The following is a 22,890-nucleotide window of genomic DNA, read 5'->3' on the forward strand; positions in this document are numbered from 1 at the left end:
GATGTTATTCTCTTAGTTACCGGCTACCTGCACCATCGCGGGGCGGATCACCCTCCCCTTTGCCTGATAGCCCTTCTGCAGAACCTGCGTGATCGTGCCGTCCTCCACGTCGGGGTTCTCGACGCGCATGACAGCCTGATGAAGATTCGGGTCGAAGGGCTTCCCCTCCGCCTCAATGCCCTCAAGACCATGCCCCACCATTACCTCGCGCAGCTGTGTATAGATCATCTCCACACCCTTCTGAAATGCCTCCACATCCGACTGCTCCACCGCCATCGCCCGCTCGAAGTTATCGAGGAGCGGCAGGAGATCCGTGAGGATGTTCTGCGTGATGACGGCTGCAAGTTCCTCCTTCTCCTTCGCCGTGCGGCGGCGGAAGTTTTCAAAATCTGCCTGAAGCCGCAGGATGCGGTCGCTCTTTTCTTGGAGCTGCGCCTCGAGTTCAGCGGTTTTGTCCTCCGCAGGCACGTCCTCTACAGATACCTCTGTGGGTTCTGTCTCTGTTTCGGTCACTTCCTCCACGGGTGACTCTTCTGTTGCCGTCTCTACGGTCAGCTCTTCCTTTTCCTGCAAGCCGTTCACCTCTCCTACCATTTGAGTTGATAGATCATTTCTGTTAAATTCGTGTTCACATAGTCCAGTATGCGCATCGCTTTCGCGTATTCCATGCGCGTCGGTCCGAGCACCGCAATCGTCCCGAGCAGCCTGCCGTCGACATGGTATGTCGCCGTGATGAAGCTGCTGTCCCAGAACGTGCTGTTCGTATTCTCGCGCCCGATCGTGACCTCAAGCCCCTCGCCCGCATGCGTATGGAGGATTTCCTTGACGAGATCCTCACGCTCAAGCACGAGCAGCATTGCACGAACGCGTTCGAGATCCTGAAACTCAGGGTTGCCGAGCAGCTGCGCCGTACCTCCGAGGTAGAGCCGATCCTCCGAGCGCCCTTCGAGGGCACGGTGCATCACCTCCACAGCGGCAACAAAGATGGACTCGTCACCGATCGTGTCACGCATGCGGCGCATATCTGCCTTCGTCACATCGCTGAGCGCCTTCCCGGAGAGCGTCATGTTGACCGCCCCCGCCATGCGCTGAAAGTCTGCAAATGTCGCACCGTCCGGAATCTCGACGATGCGATTCTCAACAAACCCCGCATCCGTCATGAGCACGGCGATTGCGTGCGTCATATCGAGCGGCAGGAACTGCAGCATGCGAAACGTCGATTGCGCCGCCTGCGGTGCAAGCACGAGCGATACATTGTGTGTCACATCCGCAATCAGCCGTGCCGTTTCCTGAAACACCTCGTCGAGCCGCCGCACGCGGCTGCGGTACCAATCGTGAATCTTCTTCTTCTCGACCTCCGTCACGGGAGCGACAGGCTGCAAGCCATCGACGTAGAACCGATACCCCTTCGATGAGGGAATCCGTCCGGCAGATGTGTGCGGATGCTCAAGGTAGCCGAGCATCTCGAGATCTGCCATCTCGTTCCGGATGGTGGCAGGGCTGATGCCGAGGTTATATTTCTGCGCGAGTGTCCGCGATCCGACCGGCTCCGCCGATGCGATGTAGTCATCGATAACCGCCCACAGGATCTGACTCTTGCGCGCGTCCAGATCGTCCGACATCCACCCCTCTCCTCTCCTTTCAATTCCTGTTAGCACTCTATAGAAATGAGTGCTAACCAAAATCTATACTGAATATACACGGTAAAAAGCAAAAAGTCAAGAGCAAAATGACAAAAAGTCAAATAAATTTTAGAAAAAGGCTGCTGCACAAAGTTCGTCATTGAACTTCGTGCAGCAGCCTTAGCCATCAATATTTACTCCTCGCTCTGCCCATCCAGTACATTGAAGATGTAGACGGCGCGAATCTCTACAGGAGTTACGCCAAGGTCTTCAATCGCCGTGAGAATGCCAGAGGAGAGTACGGCGCGCGCTGCCTTACGATCTTTATTCGTAATGATGTTGAGCGCTGCATCATCCTGCGGATAAAGTGTCACGATACCGTTGCCGAATGTCACCTCATAGGCACCATTTTGCGTCTGGTAGAGGAAACTCAACGCCTGTTCGGACGTATTCCGAATCTCCTTCGGGTCGGGGATGTCAACCTTCTTTGAGGAAGGCTTGATCGCAAGTTTCTCCGGCGAGTAGTTGACGGAATAGATGCCGTCAAGATCGCGTGTGCCGCCGTCGGTGAAGAGCACGGGAATCGCCTCGGATGTATTGCCCGGCACATCGTCAGGACGATGCCCGTAGATGCCGCGCGTTCTGCCGAGATCAAAGCCAAAGGTACCATCGGACTCCGTGATAAAGCTGTGCGCCTCGGAAGCCTTGCCGTTCGATACGACAACACGATTCGTCCAATGTGCGGACGCTTGCTCCTGCGGCATCTGAATCGTCACGCCGTCAGCAAACGAGCGATCCTGCTTCGCCGCTGCAGAAACAACGGTCTGTGCTGCTGCCCCCGATCCGTTCCCGGTCGAAGCCGCAGCGTTCGTATCGCCTGCACTTCCTGTGCCGCCGGCATTGCCTGTGCTTCCTGCACTGCCGCCGCTCATTCCAGCAGCACCATTGCTCGTGCCGCTGTTTCCATCAATACCACCGACATTTCTGCCGCCTGCCGTGCCTGTACGTCCACCTGCACCACTTGCACCGCCCGTGCCGATACCCGTGCTGCCCGCGCCAGTGCCGCCATAAAGGCTGCCCGGAACGCGGTTTGCAGCCACACCGGTGAGTCCTGCGGTCACCTGTGTGACAGAACCCGTACTCGTGATCACGGCTCTGCCCTCGGGTGTGCTCATGTCGAAGCCGCGCATCTGTATCTTGAGCCTTCCGGGGGCATAGCGGAACCGATAGTTGGAAATCGCCGAAGCTCCCGTGTAGCCGGCAGTAACGGATGCCGGATCGACATGGATCACGCCGGGATAAGAACCGCCCTGCGTCGTCGGTGTAATTGCGGCATCGTAGTAAGAACGGATACCGCTGACCTCGTCGCCCGCAAGCAGACCGCGCCACGAGGTGCGGTCACCGCGCTCGACCACGTACTCTGTCACAACAGGATTCGGCGCACCGTAATCGCGTGTAACATCGCCCGCAGTCACGAGAACTTCACGCGGAACAATGGCGAATCTACCATCCACATAGAGTATATTGTAATTGGCATCCGTGCCCTGTGAGAACTGCGCCGCAGAGGCACGCGTCCAAAGTCCGCCCGTCCCTGCATCTGTTGTGACCGTTGCCGTGGGATCAATCGTCTCCATAATGGAGGAAATGGCATCGCCATTTGCAAGCCCCGTCGTGTCATCAGACGGACGCACATTGATCCGCTGCGTACCGTTCACATACCGCGCCGTTGCATTCTCCGCGCCAAAGGCACGTTCCTTGTCACCCGCCGTGATATAGAGATCGCGCTTCGTGATATCGAAGCCGCCGTCCACATAGCTGATGTTGTAGTTCGACGCCTTGCCCGTGCCGAATGTCGCATTTGCAATCTGCGTCTTGAGCCCCGTCGCACCGACGTTTGTCGTGCGCGTCGCATTTGTCGACTCCGTGACATCGGCAACGGCATCGCCATTGACAAGTCCCGTGGTCGCCGTCGCGGCATCAGCGCGGAACTTCGTCGTGCCGCCCGTATAGATGGCGGTACTGTTCTCCGTTCCGTAGATGCACGTCTTATCCCCCGCACGCAGCGTGAGATCACGCGGCGTGATGGCAAAGCTGCCGTCCTCGTAGGAAACATCATAGTTATTGGCATTTCCTGTGCCGAAAACAGCACTGCCGATCATCGTCTTGAGTCCTGCCGTACCTGCATCCGTCGTGACGGTTGCACGCGGGTCAATCGTCTCCGTGACCGAAGAAATCGTATCGCCGTTCACGAGGTTCGTGCCCGCCTTGACGCGGAACAGATTCGTTCCGTTCACATAGCTTGCGGTGCTGTTCGCCGTGCCGTAGATGCGGCTCTTATCGCCCGCGACAAGGGTTAGCGCACGCTTCGTGATGTTGAATGCACCGTCTGCGTAGTGGATGTTATAGTTGGCGTCCGTGCCATGCGCGAACTGCGCCGCAGAGGCACGCGTCCAAAGTCCGCCCGTCCCTGCATCCGTTGTGACCGTTGCCGTGGGATCAATCGTCTCCGTAATGGAGGAAATCGTATCGCCGTTTACAAGTCCCGTTGTCGCGTCCGCCGCGCGTACGTTGAGACGGCTCGTGCCGTTCACATACTGCGCCGTTTCATTGTCATCGCCGTAGGTGCGGCTCTTGTCGCCCGCCGTGATATAGAGGTCGCGCTTCGTGATATCGAAGCCGCCGTCCACATAGCTGATGTTGTAATTCGACGCCTTGCCCGTGCCGAATGTCGCATTTGCAATCTGCGTCTTGAGCCCCGTCGCACCGACGTTTGTCGTGCGCGTCGCATTCGTCGACTCCGTGACATCGGCAACGGCATCGCCGTTTACGAGTCCCGTGGTCGCAGTTGCGGCGTCGGCGCGGAACTTCGATGTGCCGCCCGTATAGACGGCGGTCGTGTTCTCCGTCCCGTAGATGCGTGTCTTATCCCCCGCACGGAGCGTGAGATCACGCGGCGTGATGGCAAAGCTGCCATCCTCGTAGGAAATGTCGTAGTTGTTCGCATTGCCTGTGCCAAACACAGCGCCCGCAATCGTCGTCTTGAGTCCTGCGGTGCCCGCATCCGTCGTGACGGTCGCACGCGAATCAATCGTCTCCGTGACCGAGGAAATCGTATCGCCGTTCACGAGGTTCGTGCCCGCCTTGACGCGGAAGAGATTCGTTCCGTTCACATAGCTTGCGGTGCTGTTCGCCGTGCCGTAGATGCGGCTCTTATCGCCCGCGACCAGCGCCAGCGCACGCTTCGTGATGTTGAAATGTCCATCCACATAATTGATGTCATAGTTCGCCGCCGTGCCCGATGAGAAGTGCGCCGCGCTCGCCTTTGTCCAAAGACCTGCCGTGCCCGCATTCGTCGTGACGGTCGCTGCCGGGTCAATCGTCTCCGTCACGTCGTCAATCGTATCCCCATTCACCAGCCCCGTGGTCGCGGTAGCCACAGCGACGTTGACCTTCGCCGTGTTGTTGACATACCCCGCCGTTGTATTCGCATCGCCGTAGAAGCGGCTCTTGTCGCCCGCCGTGATGGTGAGCGGACGCTTTTTGATTGTGAGCGTGCCAACCGTCGAGGTGATATTGTAGTCCGTCGAAATGCCGCGGCTGCCGGACGCAAGTGCCACGCCGTCGAGTGTCATCGCATACGTGCCGATGCCTGTGCGCTCGGTCACGGCGTTGCCGCCGCCGTCGACCGCCGTGACCGTGTACTTTGCGAAGCTGTCCCCCGTGGCAAGCGAGCCCGTATACGACGGCGCGGGAATCGTCACACTGTCATTCGCCGTACCGTAGATGCGCTCGCCGCTCGGCGCGGTGAAGTGAATGTCGATGGGCTTGATGGTCAGTTTGCCCGGCACATATTTGAACTTGTAGTTGTTTGCCGTAAGCGTGCTGTTCTTCAGGTCAACACTGTACTCGCCCGCATGGACAGCGCCCTGCGCATATCCCGTCGTCTTCGCCGCATCCGCAATCGGGGTATAGGAAACAGAACCCGAGAGCAGTCCCGGTGTTGCCGCCGTCTGGCTGTTCGCGAAATTCGAGAATGTGACGCCCGCGTTGCCCGTGTAGCTGTGCGCCGTGCCGTCGTAGTTGACCGTCTCCGTCTTGCCCGTGACCGTAACGACACGCGGCACGATGCGGTAGTCGACCGTGATCTTGTAGTTGAGGTCGTTGTGTCCTATATAAGTAATCTTCTCATTGGCGATGGTCGAATCCGAGCCGTAGGTATGCGCACCCGAACGCATATTGACATCGGTCAACGCATTCGTCACTGTGCCGTCCGCCGTATTGACGTCGGCATTGACATTTGTCAGCTTCGTCGTGCCGAAGTTATGCGTGCCCGAGTCAATCACATGGTCGCGGATATAGTCGACCTCCGTCTTGTCAAGCGCACGACGCTTGACATTGCCGTCGTCTTCGATATGGAAGCCCGCCGTCGAGTTGAAGAAGGCCGCGTTGTCATCGCCGTAGGCACGCGTCGAGTAGAGCTTGAGTTCGGGCTGGTACTTGTAGAACATGGCGTTCTTGCCCGCAGGAACGGGGAAGGAGCCGCGATTCGTATAGTCCACGCCATATTTACGGAACTCGAATACAAGCCCGTCGATCTCGTTCTCGACGGAGTCCTCCGTATGCACGACATAGCGCTGACCGGGCGCGGTCTGGATGGCGTTCGCGCCGCCCTTGTTCTTGAATGCGCCGCCCTTCGCCTCGATGAGGACATCGGACGTGCCCGTGCCGACGATCTGCCCGCCGGGCGCAATCGTGACGTTGCCGCCGTCCTTGTTCGTGATATTGATGGCGGCATTGTTTCCCTTGATAACCCCCGTGACATTTGTGCCGCCCTTCGTCTCGACGGAAACGCCGGCCCTTGACGTGATATCGCCGAGGTTCTTGATCTCGTTCGGCCCCGTGAGGTTGACGGAGTTCGCCTCCACTTCGAGCGTCGGAACGGATTTCAATACGCCCGTCGAGGTCACAGCACCGCGCGTCTTGATGGCGACGGCATCAGCAAGCCCCTCAGGCAGGTCGACGTTGCCGACCTTGACATTTTCCGCATTCGTACCGCCGATGCGTATTTTACGGAAGCCCTTGCCGTCGGGATTCTTGCGCAGAAGTCCCGTGCCGCTGAAGATGTCGGACGGAAGCGTGGGATCGGAGGCAGAGCCGCCCGCGCCGGGCGTGCCGAAGTTGATCGTCTTGTTCGACGAATAGGTGTCGAAGGACACGTCGCCGTGACCGATGATCGTGCTGCCGTTCGCCGTGTTGAGCACATCTGTATGGATGGCGACATTGCCGTCATGATCGCGGTCAGCACCGTCCGCATTGATATGCGCATCGTCGAGATTGACTTCACGGCTGGCAACGGTGTAGTCCCTGCCGTGCGTATTGATCGTGCCCGAGAGGTTGACGCCGCCCGCTCCGCTCGAAACCGCCTGCTGGATGTTCACGCGGAACGGCATGTCGATCACGCCGCTCTGATAGAGACGTCCGGTGCCTCCGCGGTCGCCGATGTTGATGATCTCATACTCCCAGAACTGGCGGTTGTTGCCATTGAAATACTTGTCGAGCAGCGAGAGCTTCGCCGGATCGTTCACACTGCCGCCGAGCTTGACATCCCGATTGGACGACATCGGCAGGATGTTGAGCGCCTTCGTGCCCTTCATCTTGCCGCTCAAGTCGATCGCATCGGTCTTGAGTGTGAGCGCACCCGTCCCCGTATCGACGGAGCTTCCCGCAGCGGTCGTCAGCTCCTTCGACGCGAGGGCAAAGTCATTGCCGTTCGTCCGAATATTCGCCGAGCCGTCGAGCGTCATCGAGCCTGCCGTCTTGCCGGATCGGATCGTCGTCGGATCGACGAAGTTCAGATTTCCGCCAACCTTCGTCGCGCCCGTTGCATCTTCGCGTCCGAGGTAGACGTGCTTGAAGCCATCCTTGATCTTCGCGCCGCCGAAGAGGTTTTCGGGCAGGGTCAGCCCCGTACCCGTCACACCAACGTTGAGGTTCGTCGCGGCATTCGCCTGCTGTATGGTGAGATTGCCCTTGCCCTCGACGCCCTCGGTGAAGGTCATGACATCGGCGGAAAGCTCAATGTCGCCCGCCGTACCGCCCGACTCGCCCGCCTTCACACCCTTGATGGTACGCGAAGCAACGGGCGCACCTGCGGGCGTTGTAATCGCGCCGATATTCAGTGCGTCCGACTTGACCTTGACGGAGAGCGCGTCGGCAGCGAGCGTGCCGATTTCGTTCGCCTCTTCAAGTGCGATATTGCCGCCGACTGCGGCGAGCTTCGCCGCCGTAATCTTGCCCGCCGTCTGGTTCGCCGCCGTCTTGGCGTTGACAACGAGCGTCTTTCCCGCCGCAAGCGTCATATCCCCTGCGAAGTTGATGTTATCCGCTTGGAGTGTCACGTCCTTCCCGAGGGAAGAATTTTTCACATTGATCGTGCCCTGCGTGCTGTTGCCGATGGCGTAATGCGAGAAGTTCGGGCCGAATACCTGCGTGAACTTATTGTTCGTCAACTGCAGGTCGCCCGTCGCACCGTCACCAAGCCCGATGGTCTTCGTACCGTTGTACGTTCCGATGCCGAGCGTGCCCGTGCCCGTGACGGACGGACTGCCGCTGCTCGGGGTGAGGTTCGCGATGCTGTTCGTATAGAGATTCAGCGCACTTCCCGCACCAATATTCATTTTGCCACCGGACGGGTTCTCGATTGCGCCCGTCGTCAGTGTCACATTGTAAGGCTTGCCCGATCCATCGGTGCCGACTTTGAGACCGCCCGCATCGACTGTGACCTTGCCCGTCTCCGCCGTCTTGACGACGACGCGGTTATTTGCCTCAAGGCCATCAATCGTGACCGTCTGGCTACGATTGTCGCCGAGAACAAGCTCACTGAACTGATTGCCAAAGAGCTTGCCATTGAGCTGGTCGCTCGTGACATGAAGCCCTGCGCCCGTTGAAGAGTTGTTGAGCGTCAGATCGCCCGCCGTCTTGCGCGTGATGACGAGACCGCTCTTACCGACGATGTTCGTCGTGTTGTCGTCCGCCGCCGGCGTGACGATTTTGTCCGTATGCACGCGCAGAGCACCGACGGTATCGGTGCCCGAATCGAGCTGAGCGCGTGCATCGAGCTGCAGCTTATTGCCCGTGACATCGACCCAGACGGGTGTGGAGCCGGGAGCGACCTGCACCTTGGCATCCTCGTTCAGCACGACGTCGCCGTTTCGTGCATTGAGCGTCGCCTGTGCATAGTTGCCCTCGACCTTCAGTGTAGCTCCCTGCTCGAGATGGATGTCACTGCCCGTCTGGATGTTGATCTCCGCGCCTTCGCCCTTTTTCGTCGCACCCGAGCCTTTCACATGGACAGTCTTGCCCTGCTTAACGGTGAAGCCGCCCGTAATGACCGAGGCGGGATCGTGCCCCGCCTGCGTCGGATCTGCACCGATCGTGAGCTTCGTACCCTTGCCCTCGATGGAGAGATTGTCGCGCACCTCGACGCCAAGCTTACCCGCCGCGTTGATGGACTTCTTGACTGCGCCGCCGTAGAAGTAGACATGCTTCTCACCCGCGACGTCGAAGCCGCCGAAGCCGTTGAGCGTGTCATTGATCGTACGGTAGGCGATGCGGAAATCTGCGGCAGGAGCGTCTGCGGCATTGTCACTGATATAGATGTCCTGACTCGCCGATGCGCCCTTCGCCGTGACCTTGCCGTCCTTTTGTCCGTTGATCTTGCCGAGGCCAAGATCGATGCCGCCCGAGAGGTCGAGGTCGAGGTTCTTGACGGCGAGCGTATCCGCCGCCGTCGGCAGTTCCGCCGTATGCGCCTTGATCTTCATGTCGGACTTGCCATCCGCGCCCGCCTTCGTCGTGCCCGTCAGCGTGACCTTGCCCGTGGTCTCGATGTCCGACGGCTTCTTGAACGTCGCGCCCTTGAGGTTCACGTCGCCCGTCTGCGTCGCGCCGCCGATCTTGATCTTGCCGTAAGCGGCATTGTCGATGTTCCAGTCGCCCGCTCCCGTACCGACATTGATGGTCTGCGCCTTATTTGCCTTTTCAAGCGTGAGCTGCTTGCCGACATTGACCTTGTTCGTGCCGAGGTCGAGGTCGTCGGCTTCGATCTTCGTGTCGTCCGTGGAGGTCAGCTTACCCTCTATCGTGAGCTTATTGCCGCCATCCATCTTGATGTCCGTCGATTTCGTCTTGAGTCCGTCGACGTTCTTCGCAGGATTTACCGTGCGGTCTTCGACGACGGCGACCTTCATGGGCGTGTTGTTCTTGAGTTTGAGATCGCCGTCCGCCATATCGGCGGCGATGTTTGAAATCGCATTCGACTGCGTGCTGAGATCCATCGAGCCTTTGCCGAGGAGCAGCAGATTGCCGACCGTGATCGGCGCACTCTGGGAAAGACCGTCACCGAGCGTCGTGCCCGGAGCATCGGCATGGAGCGCGAGCGTATCCGTCGCCGCACCGTTGATCGCGCCCGTGATATTGATTTTCCCCTGCGTCAGGATGCTCGTATACTTGGGCAGATTGCCGCTCGCGATGCCTGCGATGGTCGCCGTGCCGGCATTGTCCTTCGCGCCGATAGAGACGTTCTTAAAATTGCCCGCCTTGAGCGTTCCGAAGCCTGCATCCGTCACAAGCCCCGCCGTGCCGCCGACGGTGAAGTTTCCTGCCGTCTTGGGCTTCAGGACAAACGTGCCCGCTCCGTTCGTATCGGCGAACGCGGCATCGTTCCAGTTCGTGACGCTGTTCGCCGTCATCGTCATCGTCCCCGCGCCCGAGGCGAGATTCGCCCCCGAAGCAAAGTCGATGATATTTGCCTTGAATGTCGTGTCCTTGCCCGTCGCATTCGTCATTACGCCCGAGAATTTGAGCGTTGCACCCGATTCCACCGTCAGCGGCGCCTTGACGTCGGCTGTGCCGATTTCGACATTGCCCGTAGATGCGTTGCCCAGATGGACTTCGCCCGTGCCGGAGTTGATGAAATTGAGATTGGGCAGCACAAGGTCGGAGGGTGTCGAAGAACCGACTGCCATCGTCTTGCCCGCCGTTTTCGTCTCAACCGTAACTTTTCCGTTTGCACTCGAAAGAGTGCCCTGCGCTCCCGAGGGGAGCGTCAGCGCATCCGTCTTGACATCAATCGTGCCGCCTGCTGTCGATACCTTGCTCGCCGTGTCGAAATTGACCGTCGTCGCTTCGAGCGACGTCGCTGCCGCATCCGTCGATTTGACCTCGGCATTCGCATCGAACTTGAGCGTGCCGCTCGCCTTGAGCTTCATCGCGCCCGCCGCGTTCGTCATGCCGTGTGCGCCGACCGTGAGATCGCCCGTCACGTCGAGACTCGCGCCGCCCGCGGCTGTCACCACCCCCGTTTCACCGCCAACGGTCAGATTGCCGCTGTTCTTAAATGTCAAGCCCTTTGCCTTGCCGTCGAGCTTCTTGACGGCGTTCGCGCCCGTGAGATTCACGGTTGCATCCGCCGCCTCAAGCACGGCCGTGTCCGTCGTGATGACACCCACGCCCGTGATGGCGTTTTTCGAGCCAAGCGTCAGTGCGTGCGTCGAAGCGATATTCACCGCACCGCTGACCGTCAGCGTGCCTGCACCCGTATACATTTCCAGATCTTCGTCCGCCGTCACGCCGTTTGCGATGATATTCGCCTTTTTCGCGGCGTCGCCGACCGTATTCTTCTTGAAGTTCCGAATCTTTCCCGTGCTCGTGAACGTATCGCCTGCGAGGTCAAGTCCGCCCGTGCCTGTGCCAAAGTTGATGGTCTTCCCATCCGAAAGCGTCCAAACCTTCGCCGTGCCTGCGGGATCGCCGTCGCCCGTGATCGTGCCCGAGAGGTCGAGGGAATCCGTGCGCAGTTCGACCGAGCGCGTCGTGATGTTCCCGCCGAGGGCGATCCCCTTGCCGCCGCCCGTGGATTTGCCGACGAGCGTGACCTTGCCCGCGCCCGCCGTGATCGTCGCGCCCGTGAGCGATACGCCCGCCGCGTTCGCTGTCGTGCTGCCTGCAAGTTCGACATTGCCGCTCGCCGTGGCGCCGTCCGTCGTGTCAATCGTGACGCCGTTGAGTGTGATGCCCGCTTCGCCCGCACTCTGCGAGTTGGCAAAGCCGACGCCATCTTCGACAAGACCGCCGCCGATCTTGACATTGCCGCCGAGCGTCTTGATATTCTTTCCGGTCGCAACGCTGACACTGCCGCCCGCACGGTGGTTCGTATCGGAGGTGATATCCACATTGAGCTTGCCCGCCGTCGACGTGATGTCGGCATTGATGTTGACACTGCCCGTTGCTTTCAGGGAAAGGGTCGCATCGCCGCCCGCCGTCTTCGTGATGGCATCCGATACGGTGATGGAATTGTCGTTCGGTCCCGTGAGGTTCGCCGTCTGAATGGTTACAGATGTGCCACCGTTCAGCGAATTGGTGACGGTCTGCACATCCGCCTGAGAGCCGGCTTCAGGATCTCCCGCCGCACGCGTCTTGACCTCAATATCGCCGGGATCGATCAGCCACTCGCCCGCCTTGCCTGCTTCGGACGAAGCATCGACGCGTCCCGTGATCTGCACCTGTGCACCCGAGGTCTCGACCGCACCTCCCGCGCCTTTGCCGCGTGCCGTGATCTCGCCCGCAAACTTCGTCCTGCCGTCCGACCATACGGCGACCGTGCCGCCCGCATTGCCCGCCTCAGTCGCGTCCGCACGTACGGCTGCGCCGCGCTCGATTGTGACATTTTTCGCATGCGCGAGGTCGCCTGTGCCCTGCCAGCCGCCGCCGATCTCGACCGTGCCGCCGACTGTGCCGCTCACGTCCGTCACGCTGCCCGCCGCCAGACGCACGTCGTTCGCCGTCATGCGGATCGCGCCCGCCTTGCCATCCAGACTCGCGGCACGCACGATGCCCTCCTGATTCACTGCCGAGCGCGTCAGTGCATCGCCCGTCGCTGCGGACATGAAAACGAGACCTCCGTCCGCTTCGACGAGACCTTTGTTCGTAACCGCCTGCTCAAGTGCCGCCTGTGTCGGAACGACTGTAACCTTGCCGTCGCCGTTGAAGTCCAGCGATACCGCCTCGCCCGCTGCGAGCACCGCCGCGCCCTTGCGCGCAACAATGACGCCCTCGTTCATGACATCCTTGCCAAGGAGCGCAACCGTCCCTTCATTCTGCGCGATGAGGGAGGCGCGGTTGATGACTTTCCCGTCCTGCGGCGTGCCGACAAAGGCGTATTTGCCCGCCATAAAATCCGCGTTCGTAATGTTCATCGTGGACGCAACAATCGAGCCCGCATCCACCTGAGCACCGGGTGCAAAAAGAACACCTGCGGGATTCACGAGGAAAACGCGTCCGTTCGCCGAGAGCGTGCCAAAAATCTCCGACGGATTGTTCCCAATCACGCGGTTGAGCAGCGCCGCCTGTGCGCTCGGCTGAAAAATATTGACACGTTCTCCCGCCGCGATATTAAACGAGTTCCAGTTGATGACGGCGCTCTCCGTCGCCTGTCGAATCGCCATCTCCGCCTGCGTCTGCGCAATCTCTGCCGCCCCCGCTGCGACCGTTCCTCCCTGCGGCAGGGCATAGACCTCCTGTGCACCGCCAATCATCAATGCACCCGCCGCCAGAATGCCGACACCGCTGTGCAGACTTTTCCGCAGCATACTGCGACGCTGTTTTCTCATCATGCTCATGGTCTATTCCCCTCAATCAAAAATCATGTAACTGCTGCACAAAGTCTTTTTGACGCGTGCACCAGCTCTTCGTTTGTATTGTCCGGACGCTCAAAGCGCCCCTTCCACCGCTTACGCGGTCCCCCCCCGCTCTGGCGGGGGAGGCTTTGCTATGCCGGTTCTTCGCCGTTCAGAAGAATTTATAAATCTGAAACCAGAAGCGCCCGCTGCGGTCCGTATCCGAAAGAGCATTCTCGGAGCCGAGTTTCCACGCATAGTGCGCGCGTGCCACCCAATTTGCCTGATTGCTCCAGTTTACGCCGACGCCGGCGCCGTAAAGGCTGCGCCCCATCTTTCCCGTGTAGCCCGGAAGCCCGCTATGATAGAGACGCACATGACCGCCGTCCGCAAAAGCAATCAGCTGCCATACATTCTCATCGCCCTCGCGCGTCGGCACGTTATAGCGCAGCTCCGATGTCCAGCGCCAGCCGTCGTCACCCGATGCCTCGCCGACCGGATAGGCACGTACGCCATGCGGCCCGCCAAGCGACATCTTCTCCGAGGAGTCGAGGTTCTTCTCCGCCCACTGCCGCTGATAGGAGAGATAGAGCGAGGTGCGTTCACTGATGTGCTGAAGGCGCGTCAGTTCGAGGTTCCACTTGCCGAAATGGCCTGCCGTCTGTGCCGTCCCCGCATCGTATGCACGCTGCATGGCATCGTCAATCGAGAGATCGCCGCGCGTATAGTTCAGTGCAAACGTATTTTTTCCGCCCGTCCAGAAGCGATCGAGGCTGTCGCCATTGATGCCGTACACCCAGTTGCGCGCGCTCTTCGGACTGCGGTACGACATGCTCTTCGCCTCATCATCGAGGCTCTTCATGTCAAAGCGAACCGTCCCGTAGATATTCACATCGCGGCTGCGCTTGAAATTGTGCTGCCAGTGAATACTTACCGTCTCTGCCGTCCCTGTGTAGTCAAGCGCAGAAAATGCGCCGCCGAGCGTGTAGTGCGAACGCGCATAGCTCACGCCGATGCGCTCCCCCTGCTTTGCTACAGGTGTCGTATACGAAACGGAGCCGGACCACATCCCGCCGTTGGACATAACGCCACCGACGGAAAAGAGGTCACCCTCGCGAAAGGGGCTCGCGTAGTTGACAAATGCACTGTACTGATAGCGTCCTGTATAGCGGTAGCCGCCGTTGTCAAAACCAACGTAGCCCCACATTCGATGTCCCTTGTTCTTGACATTGACGACGAGATCCGTCGTCCCCTGCCGACTGCCTGCCTTCAGCTGCGTGTTCGTCTCCACGCGCGAGAGATCGTTCGTCAGCCATACGCCGCGATTGAGCGTGCTTTTTTTCACAAGCTCGCCCGAGTCAATGCCGATCTCACGTCGAATCGCAGTCTCGTGGAGATAGGATGTATTATTGACAACAATATTGTCATAGCGTCCCGGCACAATCGTGAAATTCACAACGCCATTCTTGAAGTCCTGCGGCGCGAGATAGGCGAACGCAACGAAATAGCCCTTCGCGTGCAGATACTTCGTGATCTCCTCCGCCTGTGCCTCGAGCTGCGTCAGTGTCGCCTCCTTGTGTCTGTGCTCCGCGAGCACATCCGCCAGCTCCGCCTCTGTCACCGGATTCTCACCCGAGAACGTATAGCGTGCAACCCAAATGCTCTCCTGTGCATTCTCCGCCGCGCCGACAGGAGAGGCGTACATTGTCACTGCTGCACAGGCAATAATAAATAAGCGCACGGTATGTCCATCGACATGCTGTACGCCTGCAAGCTTCGTGTTCTCATGTTTTGTCATCCGCAGAGCCTCCACTGATTTAGATTCTTATATTATAAACATTATCGTTTGTTTTATGTACTAACTTAACATATATGTGACATTATTTCTAGGTTTATATGTTCGGTTTATCACTTTAATCTGCAAGCAACAACACAAAAAACCGCCTCCCCTTGCAGGAAAGCGGTTTGAAAATCCGTTTTGACCGAATTACTTCAGCTCAACCGTTGCGCCAGCCTCTTCGAGCTTCTTCTTGAGCTCCTCAGCCTCAGCCTTGGCGATGTGCTCCTTGACCGGCTTCGGTGCACCGTCAACGAGCTCCTTCGCCTCCTTCAGTCCGAGACCCGTTGCCTCACGGACAGCCTTGATGACGTTGATCTTCTTGTCGCCTGCGGCTGCGAGAACGACTGTGAACTCCGTCTTCTCCTCGCCGCCCGCAGCTGCCGGAGCAGCGCCGCCGACAGCAGCAACAGCAACCGGTGCAGCAGCGCTGACACCGAACTTCTCCTCCATTGCCTTGACGAGCTCGGAGAGTTCGAGAACGGTCATGTTCTCAATGGCTTCCAGAATCTGATCCTTGTTCATGATATACCTCCAAAAAATGTAATTTCTCTTTGTAATTTATCCTTATGCGGACGCCTTCTGCGCACGCACGGCTTCAAGCACATAGACGGCATTGCGAATAACACCCTGGAGCACGTTCACCGTATTCGAGATCGGCGCATTCATGCTGCCCATGAGCTTTGCGATAAGCTCTTCGCGCGACGGGAGCGACGCAAGCGCCTGCACCTCGTTCGCCTCGATCACCTTGCCCTCGACGGTACCGACCTTGACGGACAGGATCCCCTTGTCGTCGAGCTTGTTCTTCTTGATGTAGCCACAGATAACCTTCGCAGGTGCAACTGCATCCTCTGCCGAGAATGCAAATGCCGTCGTGCCCTCAAGATGCGGGTCAAGCCCCTCCAGCCCGAGTGCATCGGCTGCGCGTCGCACCATCGTGTTCTTCACAACGTGATAGGTAACGCCTGCGGCACGCAGCTCGCGGCGCAGCTCCGTATCCTGTGCGACCGTGAGACCTTTGTACGTCGTAAAGACCGCACCCTTCGCCGAGGAGAGCTGTTCTTTCAGCTTCTCAACGATGACTTCTTTCTTATGATCTGCCATTAACTAAATTCCCTCCTTTCATACGAAGTACTCGTCTGAGCACTTTCCTATATTGGTGTTTCTGCAATAAAAATCTCCGGCTGCTACACTGCCGGAGATGAATGTTCAAATTCACGTCCGGCCTCGGCAGGCGACTCACGTCGTTAGATGCTCGCGCAAACCTGCTGTCTACAGCCCGGGGAAATTCCGTACGCTCTTAGCTTCTTAGCTGAGCGCGACGGGGACGGCAGGTCCCATCGTTGCCACAACGGTGATGGAGCGAATGTACTGCCCCTTTGCCGCTGCCGGCTTCACGCGAATCAGCGTGTCGATGACTGCCTGATAGTTCTCGCGGAGCTTGTCCGCGTCGAACGATGCCTTGCCGATGGGGACATGGATGTTGCCCGCCTTGTCCGTGCGGTATTCCACCTGTCCAGCCTTGATCTCGGTGATCGCCTTCTTGAGATCCATCGTGACCGTGCCGAGCTTCGGATTCGGCATGAGTCCGCGCGGACCGAGCACCTTGCCGAGACGACCGACCGTGCCCATCATATCGGGCGTTGCGACGGCGACATCGAAGTCGAGCCAGCCGCCCTGAATCTTCTGCACGATCTCATCCGAGCCGACAAAGTCCGCACCGGCAGCCTCTGCCTCTGCGACCTTTTCGCCCTTGGCGAAGACGAGAACACGCTGGGTCTTGCCCGTGCCGTTCGGCAGGACAAGCGCACCGCGCACCTGCTGATCCGCATACTTCGGATCGACGCCGAGGCGCACGTGCAGTTCGATGGTCTCGTCGAATTTGGCGGTCGCCGTCTTCTTCACGAGTTCCATCGCCTCCTGCGAAGCATAGAGCTTGCCGCTCTCGATGAGCTTCGCAGCGTCTTGGTATTTCTTACCAAACTTTGCCATGAATAACTCCCTTCGTGGTCATAGCGGGCATATGCCCTTCCACTTCATCGCGGACGATTAGTCCGTGATCTCAATTCCCATGCTGCGGGCAGTGCCCTCGATCATGGATGTCGCCGCCTCAATCGATGCGGCGTTCAGATCCGGCATCTTGGACTCAGCAATCTCACGCGCCTTTGCACGCGGGAGCTTCGCGACCTTCACCTTGTTCGGCTCGCCCGATGCCTTCTCAATCCCTGCCGCCTTCTTCAGCAGAACTGCCGCCGGAGGGGTCTTCGTGATAAAGGTAAAGGAACGATCCTCAAAAACCGTGATCTCAACCGGAATGATCAGCCCCGCCTGCTTTGCCGTACGCTCATTGAAGTCCTTGACGAACGCCATGATATTCACGCCCGCCTGACCAAGCGCAGGACCTACCGGAGGAGCCGGTGTCGCCTTGCCCGCAGGAACCTGCAGCTTTACGACACGCGCAACCTTCTTTGCCATCGACACATCACCTCCTTTCGATGCATAATATTATGCGAGATTCTCAAATCAGTTCAACTTGATCGATTTCGACATCAAGGGGCGTCCCCTCCACGTCGACCTGCACACGCAGACCAGACGAGTCGATGGATGTAATCTTGCCTGCATAGTCCTCAAACGCGCCCGAGGCGATGCGCACGGTATCCCCAACACTTACCTTCGTACGGCGCTTCGGCGCACCGCCGACCGAGCCCGAAAGAATACGCTCGGCCTCCTCCGCCGTCAGTGGGATCGGGTGCTTCTCCGAGCCAACAAAGCCTGTGACGCCTGTCGTATTGCGGACGACGTACCACGAATGCTCATCGACAATCATATCGACAAGGACGTACCCCGGAAACACCTTGCGCGGAACAACCTTTTCCTTACCGTCCTTCATCTCGATCTCGTTCTCGACGGGGACGACAACATTGAAAATCATCTCGCTCATGCTCGCCGAGTGCATGAGGCGTTCGAGGTTCGCCTTGACCTTGTTCTCGTAGCCCGAATAGGTGTGGATGACATACCAAGCCCGGTGGGGGTTTGCCTGCCTGAGATAGAGTTCTTCCTTATCCGCCATGTCCCTCTCCCGGTCTAGTAGTGCAGTATGACCTGAAACACACGGGCAAAAATCGTGTCACAGATCCAGATCAGTGCGCAGACAACGACGATCGCGATGCCGACAACGCCCGTATAGGTAACGAGTTCCTTCTTCGTGGACCACGAGACTTTTTTCATCTCTGCGACAACTTCCCGCAGGAATTTGACTATTTTTCCCATGACAGAGGACGCTTACTTCGTCTCTTTGTGCGGCGTGTGCTTACGGCAGAACTTGCAGTACTTGCTGAACTCCAGACGATCTGGGTTGTTCTTCTTGTTCTTGTTCGTGCGATAGTTGCGGCTATGGCACTCCGTGCACTCAAGCGTAATGTTGTTGCGCATGAATATCAACTCTCCTCATTCGTTCTTTGGTTTCATCAGAAATGACTCTTACCAATTTATCATACTTGGAAAATGCTGTCAACGCATTGTGAGGCATTTTCACAAAAAAGCATAAAAGAACCCCCGTAACGGGGGCAGATTGCAAAATGGTGGCGGCACAGAGATTTGAACTCCGGACACTGCGGGTATGAACCGCATGCTCTAGCCAACTGAGCTATGCCGCCGTTATATGGAGCTGATGACCAGGATTGAACTGGTGACCTTATCCTTACCAAGGATACGCTCTGCCGACTGAGCTACACCAGCGCACAGACTTGGTTGCGGGGACAGGACTTGAACCTGTGACCTTCGGGTTATGAGCCCGACGAGCTACCGACTGCTCCACCCCGCGATAAATGGTGGTGGGCAGGGATGGATTCGAACCATCGTAATCCGAAGATGACAGATTTACAGTCTGTTGCCTTTAACCACTCGGCCACCTACCCATGAGATCTATGAAATTGGTTGCGGGGACAGGACTTGAACCTGTGACCTTCGGGTTATGAGCCCGACGAGCTACCGACTGCTCCACCCCGCGATATGTTTATCTGCGCATTGCGCTAACAAGACGATATTATACGGCAAAGACAGCGTCTCGTCAATACCCAAAATGAAAATGGAGCAGAAAATTTCTGCCCCATAATTTCTCTCTATGTGAATGTTACTCTGCGGCGTCACCGTCGAAGAGGTAGGAGTAACGCTCCTTGAACTCATCGTGTGTCATGCGGTAGGCATTCGCAAGCCCCGGATCGTCGAGGTCGCCCTTTTCGAGACGCATCATGAAGCCGCGCGCGATCTGATAGTGCACGGAGTTGATGTTGACCTTGCGCACCTTTGTCTTACCGGTCTCGGGGTCGCGGATCTCATCGAAGCGCATGGGCACCGCCTGGTTGTCCTGGATCGTGATGATCGCGCCCGAGTCACCGCTCATGAGGAACTTCACCGCCGAGTAGCCGAGCGAACGGCAGTAATCGATGTCGTATGCAATCGGCGCCGTGCAGCGGAGCTCGTAGCCAATCTCCTTGTCGATGACGGAGATGCCGATGCCGAGCTTCTTCGTCTCGGCGAGCACCGCCTGCTTCAGGATTTCACCGAAGTCGAGTTCGCTGTAGCGAATGTGTCCGTGCTCGTCCGTGACGACATTGCCAAGCTTCGCGAAGTCCTCTTCGGCGATCTTCTCAATGACGCCCTCTGCGATAACGGCGACGCCGTAGTTGCGCCCCGTCAGATAACGCTTTACGATGGAGCCGACGATGACATCGACGACCTGCTGAAGCGGAATCTTATCCTGTGCGAACTCCTCGGGGATGATCGTGATCGCCGCGCCCGCGCTGCGTCCCATGCCGAGTGCGAGATGTCCCGCCGTACGCCCCATTGCGATGGTAAAGTACCAACGGTTGTTCGTCGTGCTCGCGTCCTCCATGAGGTTTTCAATCTCCATCGTACCGAATGCACGCGCCGTCTCAAAGCCGAACGTCGGAACGCCCTCGGGCAGCGGGAGATCGTTGTCGATGGTCTTGGGAACATGGACGACGTTGATTGTACGCCCCATCTTGCGCGCATACTCGGAGACTGCCATCGAGCTGAACGCCGTGTCGTCGCCGCCGATGGTGACGACGTGGGTCACGCCGAGCTCGGTCAGCGTCTCGACGACCGTGCGCAGGTCGGATTCCTTCTTTGTCGGGTTGAAGCGCGACATCTTGAGGATACAGCCGCCCGTCAAATGGATGCGGCTGATGCTCGCGGGCTCGAGGCGCACATAGTTCTTCTCGCCGCGCGCAAGACGTGAGAAGCCGTCATAGATGCCGAGTACGTCCCAACCGTGACGCGTTGCCTCGCTGACCACCGCCGAGATAACGCTGTTGATGCCGGGTGCGGGGCCACCCCCGCAGATGATCGCAATGACATTCTTGATCCCAATCATGAATATGCCTCCTCTTTGAAATTGTCCGTACGTTATATCAATTCGACGAAATGAATTGTTTTCCTTCTGTATAGAAACTTTTGATTCAGCGGCGTTTTCGACTGCGCCGCCCAATGTTCGTGACGGTCTTGCCCGCCTTCCTGCTGCGCGGCTTTGGCTTTGTGTGTTTCGGTGCAGACCGTCTGCGCTCCCCCTTTTGCGCTGTCTGCGTTTTCTCCATCTCATCAGGGCGGGACGAACGCGGCTTCTTCTTTGCGACGGCGCGGCGCAGACGCTCCTTGAGCGCGGATTCCATCTTGCGCAGCTTCTCGTGCTGATGCGCCGCGACAAGCGTGATCGCCTTTCCCTGCGAGCCTGCGCGTCCCGTGCGGCCGATGCGGTGAATGTAGTCGGTGACGGTCGGCGGCAGATCGTAGTTGTAGACGTGGGTCACGCCCTCGATGTCAAGCCCGCGTGCGGCGATGTCCGTGGCGCACAGAATTTGCAGTTTCGCCTCACGGAACTGCCGCAGGACAAAGGCGCGCTGTGTCTGCGTAAGATCGCCGCTGAGTGCGTCCACGAGGTAGCCGCGCCGCGCCAGTTCCATCATGAGCGCACGCGTGCGCTCCTTCGTTGCGCAGAACACCATCGCGAGATAGGGCGCTTCCTCGTTGATGGATGCGCAGAGACGGTCGAGCTTCGTCCCCTCGCTCACGGAGAGGACAATCTGCTCGATATTTTCGAGCGTCGTCCGTTCCCCCTCGATGCGGATGTGCGCGGGATTCGTCATAAAGCGCTTCGTCAGGCGCACGATGCGCTCCGGCATGGTCGCGGAAAAGAGGGCAAGCTGATAGTCCTGTGCCGTCTTGGTGAGCAACGTTTCCACATCCTCGATGAAGCCCATCTTGAGCATTTCGTCCGCCTCATCGAGGACGATCTTGTTGACGCTGCCGAGCGCGAGCGTTCCGCGCCGCACATGGTCAAGCAGTCGTCCCGGTGTGCCGATGATGAGCTGCGGCCGGCGCCGCAGTTTCTCCTTCTGTCGCTCGATGTCCGCACCACCGTAGATGACGATCGTTCCGATACCGAGCTCCGCTCCGAGAGGCTCCGCCACACGCGCGATCTGGATGGCAAGCTCGCGCGTGGGCGCAATGACGAGCGCCTGCGCTGCCGCTCCCTGCGGCTTGATCTTCGCAAGCAGAGGCAGGAGGAAGGCAATGGTCTTGCCCGTGCCCGTCTGTGCCTGTGCGATGACATCGCGTCCCGCACGCATGGGCGGGATCGCCTGCTCCTGCACGGGGGTAGGCTCAATGATGCCCTGCTTCTTCAGCAGTGTGACGAGTGTCTCCGAGACGCCGAGCTGGTCAAAATGCGTCATGATGAAAGCACCTCTGCCCCCGTCTCCGTGATGAGAATGGTCTTCTCCCACTGTGCCGAGAGCGTGTGATCCTTCGTCCGCACCGTCCACCCGTCGTCTGCATCCACCGTCACATCATATTTGCCCGCGTTGATCATCGGCTCGACCGTGAAGACCATGCCCGGTACCATGAGCATGCCCGTGCCCGCCTCGCCCTCATGCGCAACGAACGGCTCCATGTGGAAGTCCTTGCCGACACCATGCCCGCCGAGTGCCGTGACGACAGAGTAGCCATTCGCGTGCGCCCAGTCACCGCAGGCGGCGCTCACATCGCCGAGGAAATGCCACGGCTGCGCCGCCGCGATGCCGCGCTCCATACACTCCTTCGTCACCTGTACGAGCCGTTCTGCCGCTGCGGGCACCTTGCCCACGAGGTACATGCGCGAGGCATCCGCATAGTAACCACCGAGAATGACCGTGGAGTCGACGTTCAGGATGTCGCCCTCCTTGAGCACATCCTTCTTCGACGGAATGCCATGGCAGACCACATTGTTGATCGAGGTACATATGCTCTTCGGGAACCCCTCGAAGCCGAGGCATGCGGGAATCCCGCCGCGCTCCACGATGTAGTCATGTGCCGCGCGATCGAGCGTCTCCGTATCGACGCCGGGACGCACCATCGTCTCCATCAGGTCGAGCACGCCGTCGTTAATGACTGCCGCCTTGCGGATCCCCTCAATGTCCGCCGCATTATTGATAATCTTGCGCGGTGGACGTACCTGTCCCTTGAGCACATCGTAGCGGATGGACGCAACATGTTCATCAAAATCGGCATGGCACTTCTTGTATTTCTTTCCGCTGCCACACCAGCACAAATCGTTTCGATTCATTCCTTCGCCCCTTTATGAATAGATATTACCTCTGCATTATAGACCGCAAGCATATCATATGTAAAGAGGAGGATACAGCAAGTTGCATAACAAAAAAGGGGCTGTTGCACAAAGTTGGAAAACTTCGTGCAACAG

Annotated in this window: 14 protein-coding genes and 5 tRNA genes; all 19 read right to left on the reverse strand. The window is 58.5% G+C overall.

All coding sequences use genetic code 11. The annotated features are described in order from the left end of the window. Positions 1-12: 12 nt before the first annotated feature. Positions 13-594, reverse strand: a complete 582-nt coding sequence (grpE, locus tag HMPREF9081_RS09670) for a nucleotide exchange factor GrpE (protein WP_006307094.1) — start codon at positions 592-594, stop codon at positions 13-15. Further along, on the reverse strand, positions 588-1,622 hold the full coding sequence (hrcA, locus tag HMPREF9081_RS09675) for a heat-inducible transcriptional repressor HrcA (RefSeq protein WP_006307095.1): 1,035 nt from the start codon (positions 1,620-1,622) through the stop codon (positions 588-590). The genes grpE and hrcA overlap by 7 nt, the downstream gene beginning before the upstream one ends. 194 nt (positions 1,623-1,816) lie before the next feature. Next, complete coding sequence (locus HMPREF9081_RS09680) at positions 1,817-13,300, reverse strand: beta strand repeat-containing protein (RefSeq protein ID WP_006307097.1); 11,484 nt, start codon at positions 13,298-13,300, stop codon at positions 1,817-1,819. Between the two features lie 169 nt (positions 13,301-13,469). Then, on the reverse strand, positions 13,470-15,095 hold the full coding sequence (locus tag HMPREF9081_RS09685; protein WP_006307098.1) for a ShlB/FhaC/HecB family hemolysin secretion/activation protein: 1,626 nt from the start codon (positions 15,093-15,095) through the stop codon (positions 13,470-13,472). A 189-nt stretch (positions 15,096-15,284) separates the two neighbouring features. Further along, the gene (rplL, locus tag HMPREF9081_RS09690; protein ID WP_006307101.1) at positions 15,285-15,659 is read right to left on the reverse strand and encodes a 50S ribosomal protein L7/L12; all 375 of its coding nucleotides are present in this window, start codon (positions 15,657-15,659) and stop codon (positions 15,285-15,287) included. Between the two features lie 42 nt (positions 15,660-15,701). Then, positions 15,702-16,238, reverse strand: a complete 537-nt coding sequence (gene rplJ, locus HMPREF9081_RS09695; protein WP_006307102.1) for a 50S ribosomal protein L10 — start codon at positions 16,236-16,238, stop codon at positions 15,702-15,704. 204 nt (positions 16,239-16,442) lie between these two features. Further along, the gene (gene rplA, locus HMPREF9081_RS09700; RefSeq protein ID WP_006307103.1) at positions 16,443-17,126 is read right to left on the reverse strand and encodes a 50S ribosomal protein L1; all 684 of its coding nucleotides are present in this window, start codon (positions 17,124-17,126) and stop codon (positions 16,443-16,445) included. Positions 17,127-17,183: 57 nt separating this feature from the next. Further along, entirely contained in the window at positions 17,184-17,609 is a 426-nt protein-coding gene (gene rplK / locus HMPREF9081_RS09705) for a 50S ribosomal protein L11 (RefSeq protein ID WP_006307104.1), read from the reverse strand. A gap of 43 nt (positions 17,610-17,652) precedes the next feature. Further along, positions 17,653-18,204 (reverse strand): transcription termination/antitermination protein NusG, encoded by a 552-nt coding sequence (nusG, locus tag HMPREF9081_RS09710; protein ID WP_006307105.1) that lies wholly within the window; start codon positions 18,202-18,204, stop codon positions 17,653-17,655. 14 nt (positions 18,205-18,218) lie between these two features. After that, positions 18,219-18,404: a preprotein translocase subunit SecE gene (gene secE, locus HMPREF9081_RS09715; RefSeq protein ID WP_006307106.1), complete on the reverse strand. Its 186-nt coding sequence runs from the start codon at positions 18,402-18,404 to the stop codon at positions 18,219-18,221. Positions 18,405-18,416: 12 nt separating this feature from the next. Then, positions 18,417-18,566, reverse strand: a complete 150-nt coding sequence (gene rpmG, locus HMPREF9081_RS09720) for a 50S ribosomal protein L33 (protein ID WP_006307107.1) — start codon at positions 18,564-18,566, stop codon at positions 18,417-18,419. Between the two features lie 147 nt (positions 18,567-18,713). After that, positions 18,714-18,790, reverse strand: a tRNA-Met gene (locus tag HMPREF9081_RS09725). A 6-nt stretch (positions 18,791-18,796) separates the two neighbouring features. Further along, positions 18,797-18,872 (reverse strand) — tRNA-Thr (locus tag HMPREF9081_RS09730). A gap of 9 nt (positions 18,873-18,881) precedes the next feature. Beyond that, positions 18,882-18,957: transfer RNA gene (locus HMPREF9081_RS09735), tRNA-Met, on the reverse strand. 8 nt (positions 18,958-18,965) lie between these two features. After that, positions 18,966-19,051 (reverse strand) — tRNA-Tyr (locus HMPREF9081_RS09740). A 16-nt stretch (positions 19,052-19,067) separates the two neighbouring features. Further along, positions 19,068-19,143 (reverse strand) — tRNA-Met (locus HMPREF9081_RS09745). 123 nt (positions 19,144-19,266) lie between these two features. Next, positions 19,267-20,529, reverse strand: a complete 1,263-nt coding sequence (gene pfp, locus HMPREF9081_RS09750) for a diphosphate--fructose-6-phosphate 1-phosphotransferase (protein WP_006307108.1) — start codon at positions 20,527-20,529, stop codon at positions 19,267-19,269. 85 nt (positions 20,530-20,614) lie between these two features. Beyond that, entirely contained in the window at positions 20,615-21,886 is a 1,272-nt protein-coding gene (locus tag HMPREF9081_RS09755; RefSeq protein ID WP_006307109.1) for a DEAD/DEAH box helicase, read from the reverse strand. Continuing rightward, entirely contained in the window at positions 21,883-22,755 is an 873-nt protein-coding gene (gene map, locus HMPREF9081_RS09760; RefSeq protein ID WP_006307110.1) for a type I methionyl aminopeptidase, read from the reverse strand. Before map ends, HMPREF9081_RS09755 begins: the two co-directional genes overlap by 4 nt. Positions 22,756-22,890 lie beyond the last annotated feature (135 nt).

Origin of the sequence: Centipeda periodontii DSM 2778 (assembly GCF_000213975.1) — a bacterium.
GTDB lineage: Bacteria > Bacillota > Negativicutes > Selenomonadales > Selenomonadaceae > Centipeda > Centipeda periodontii.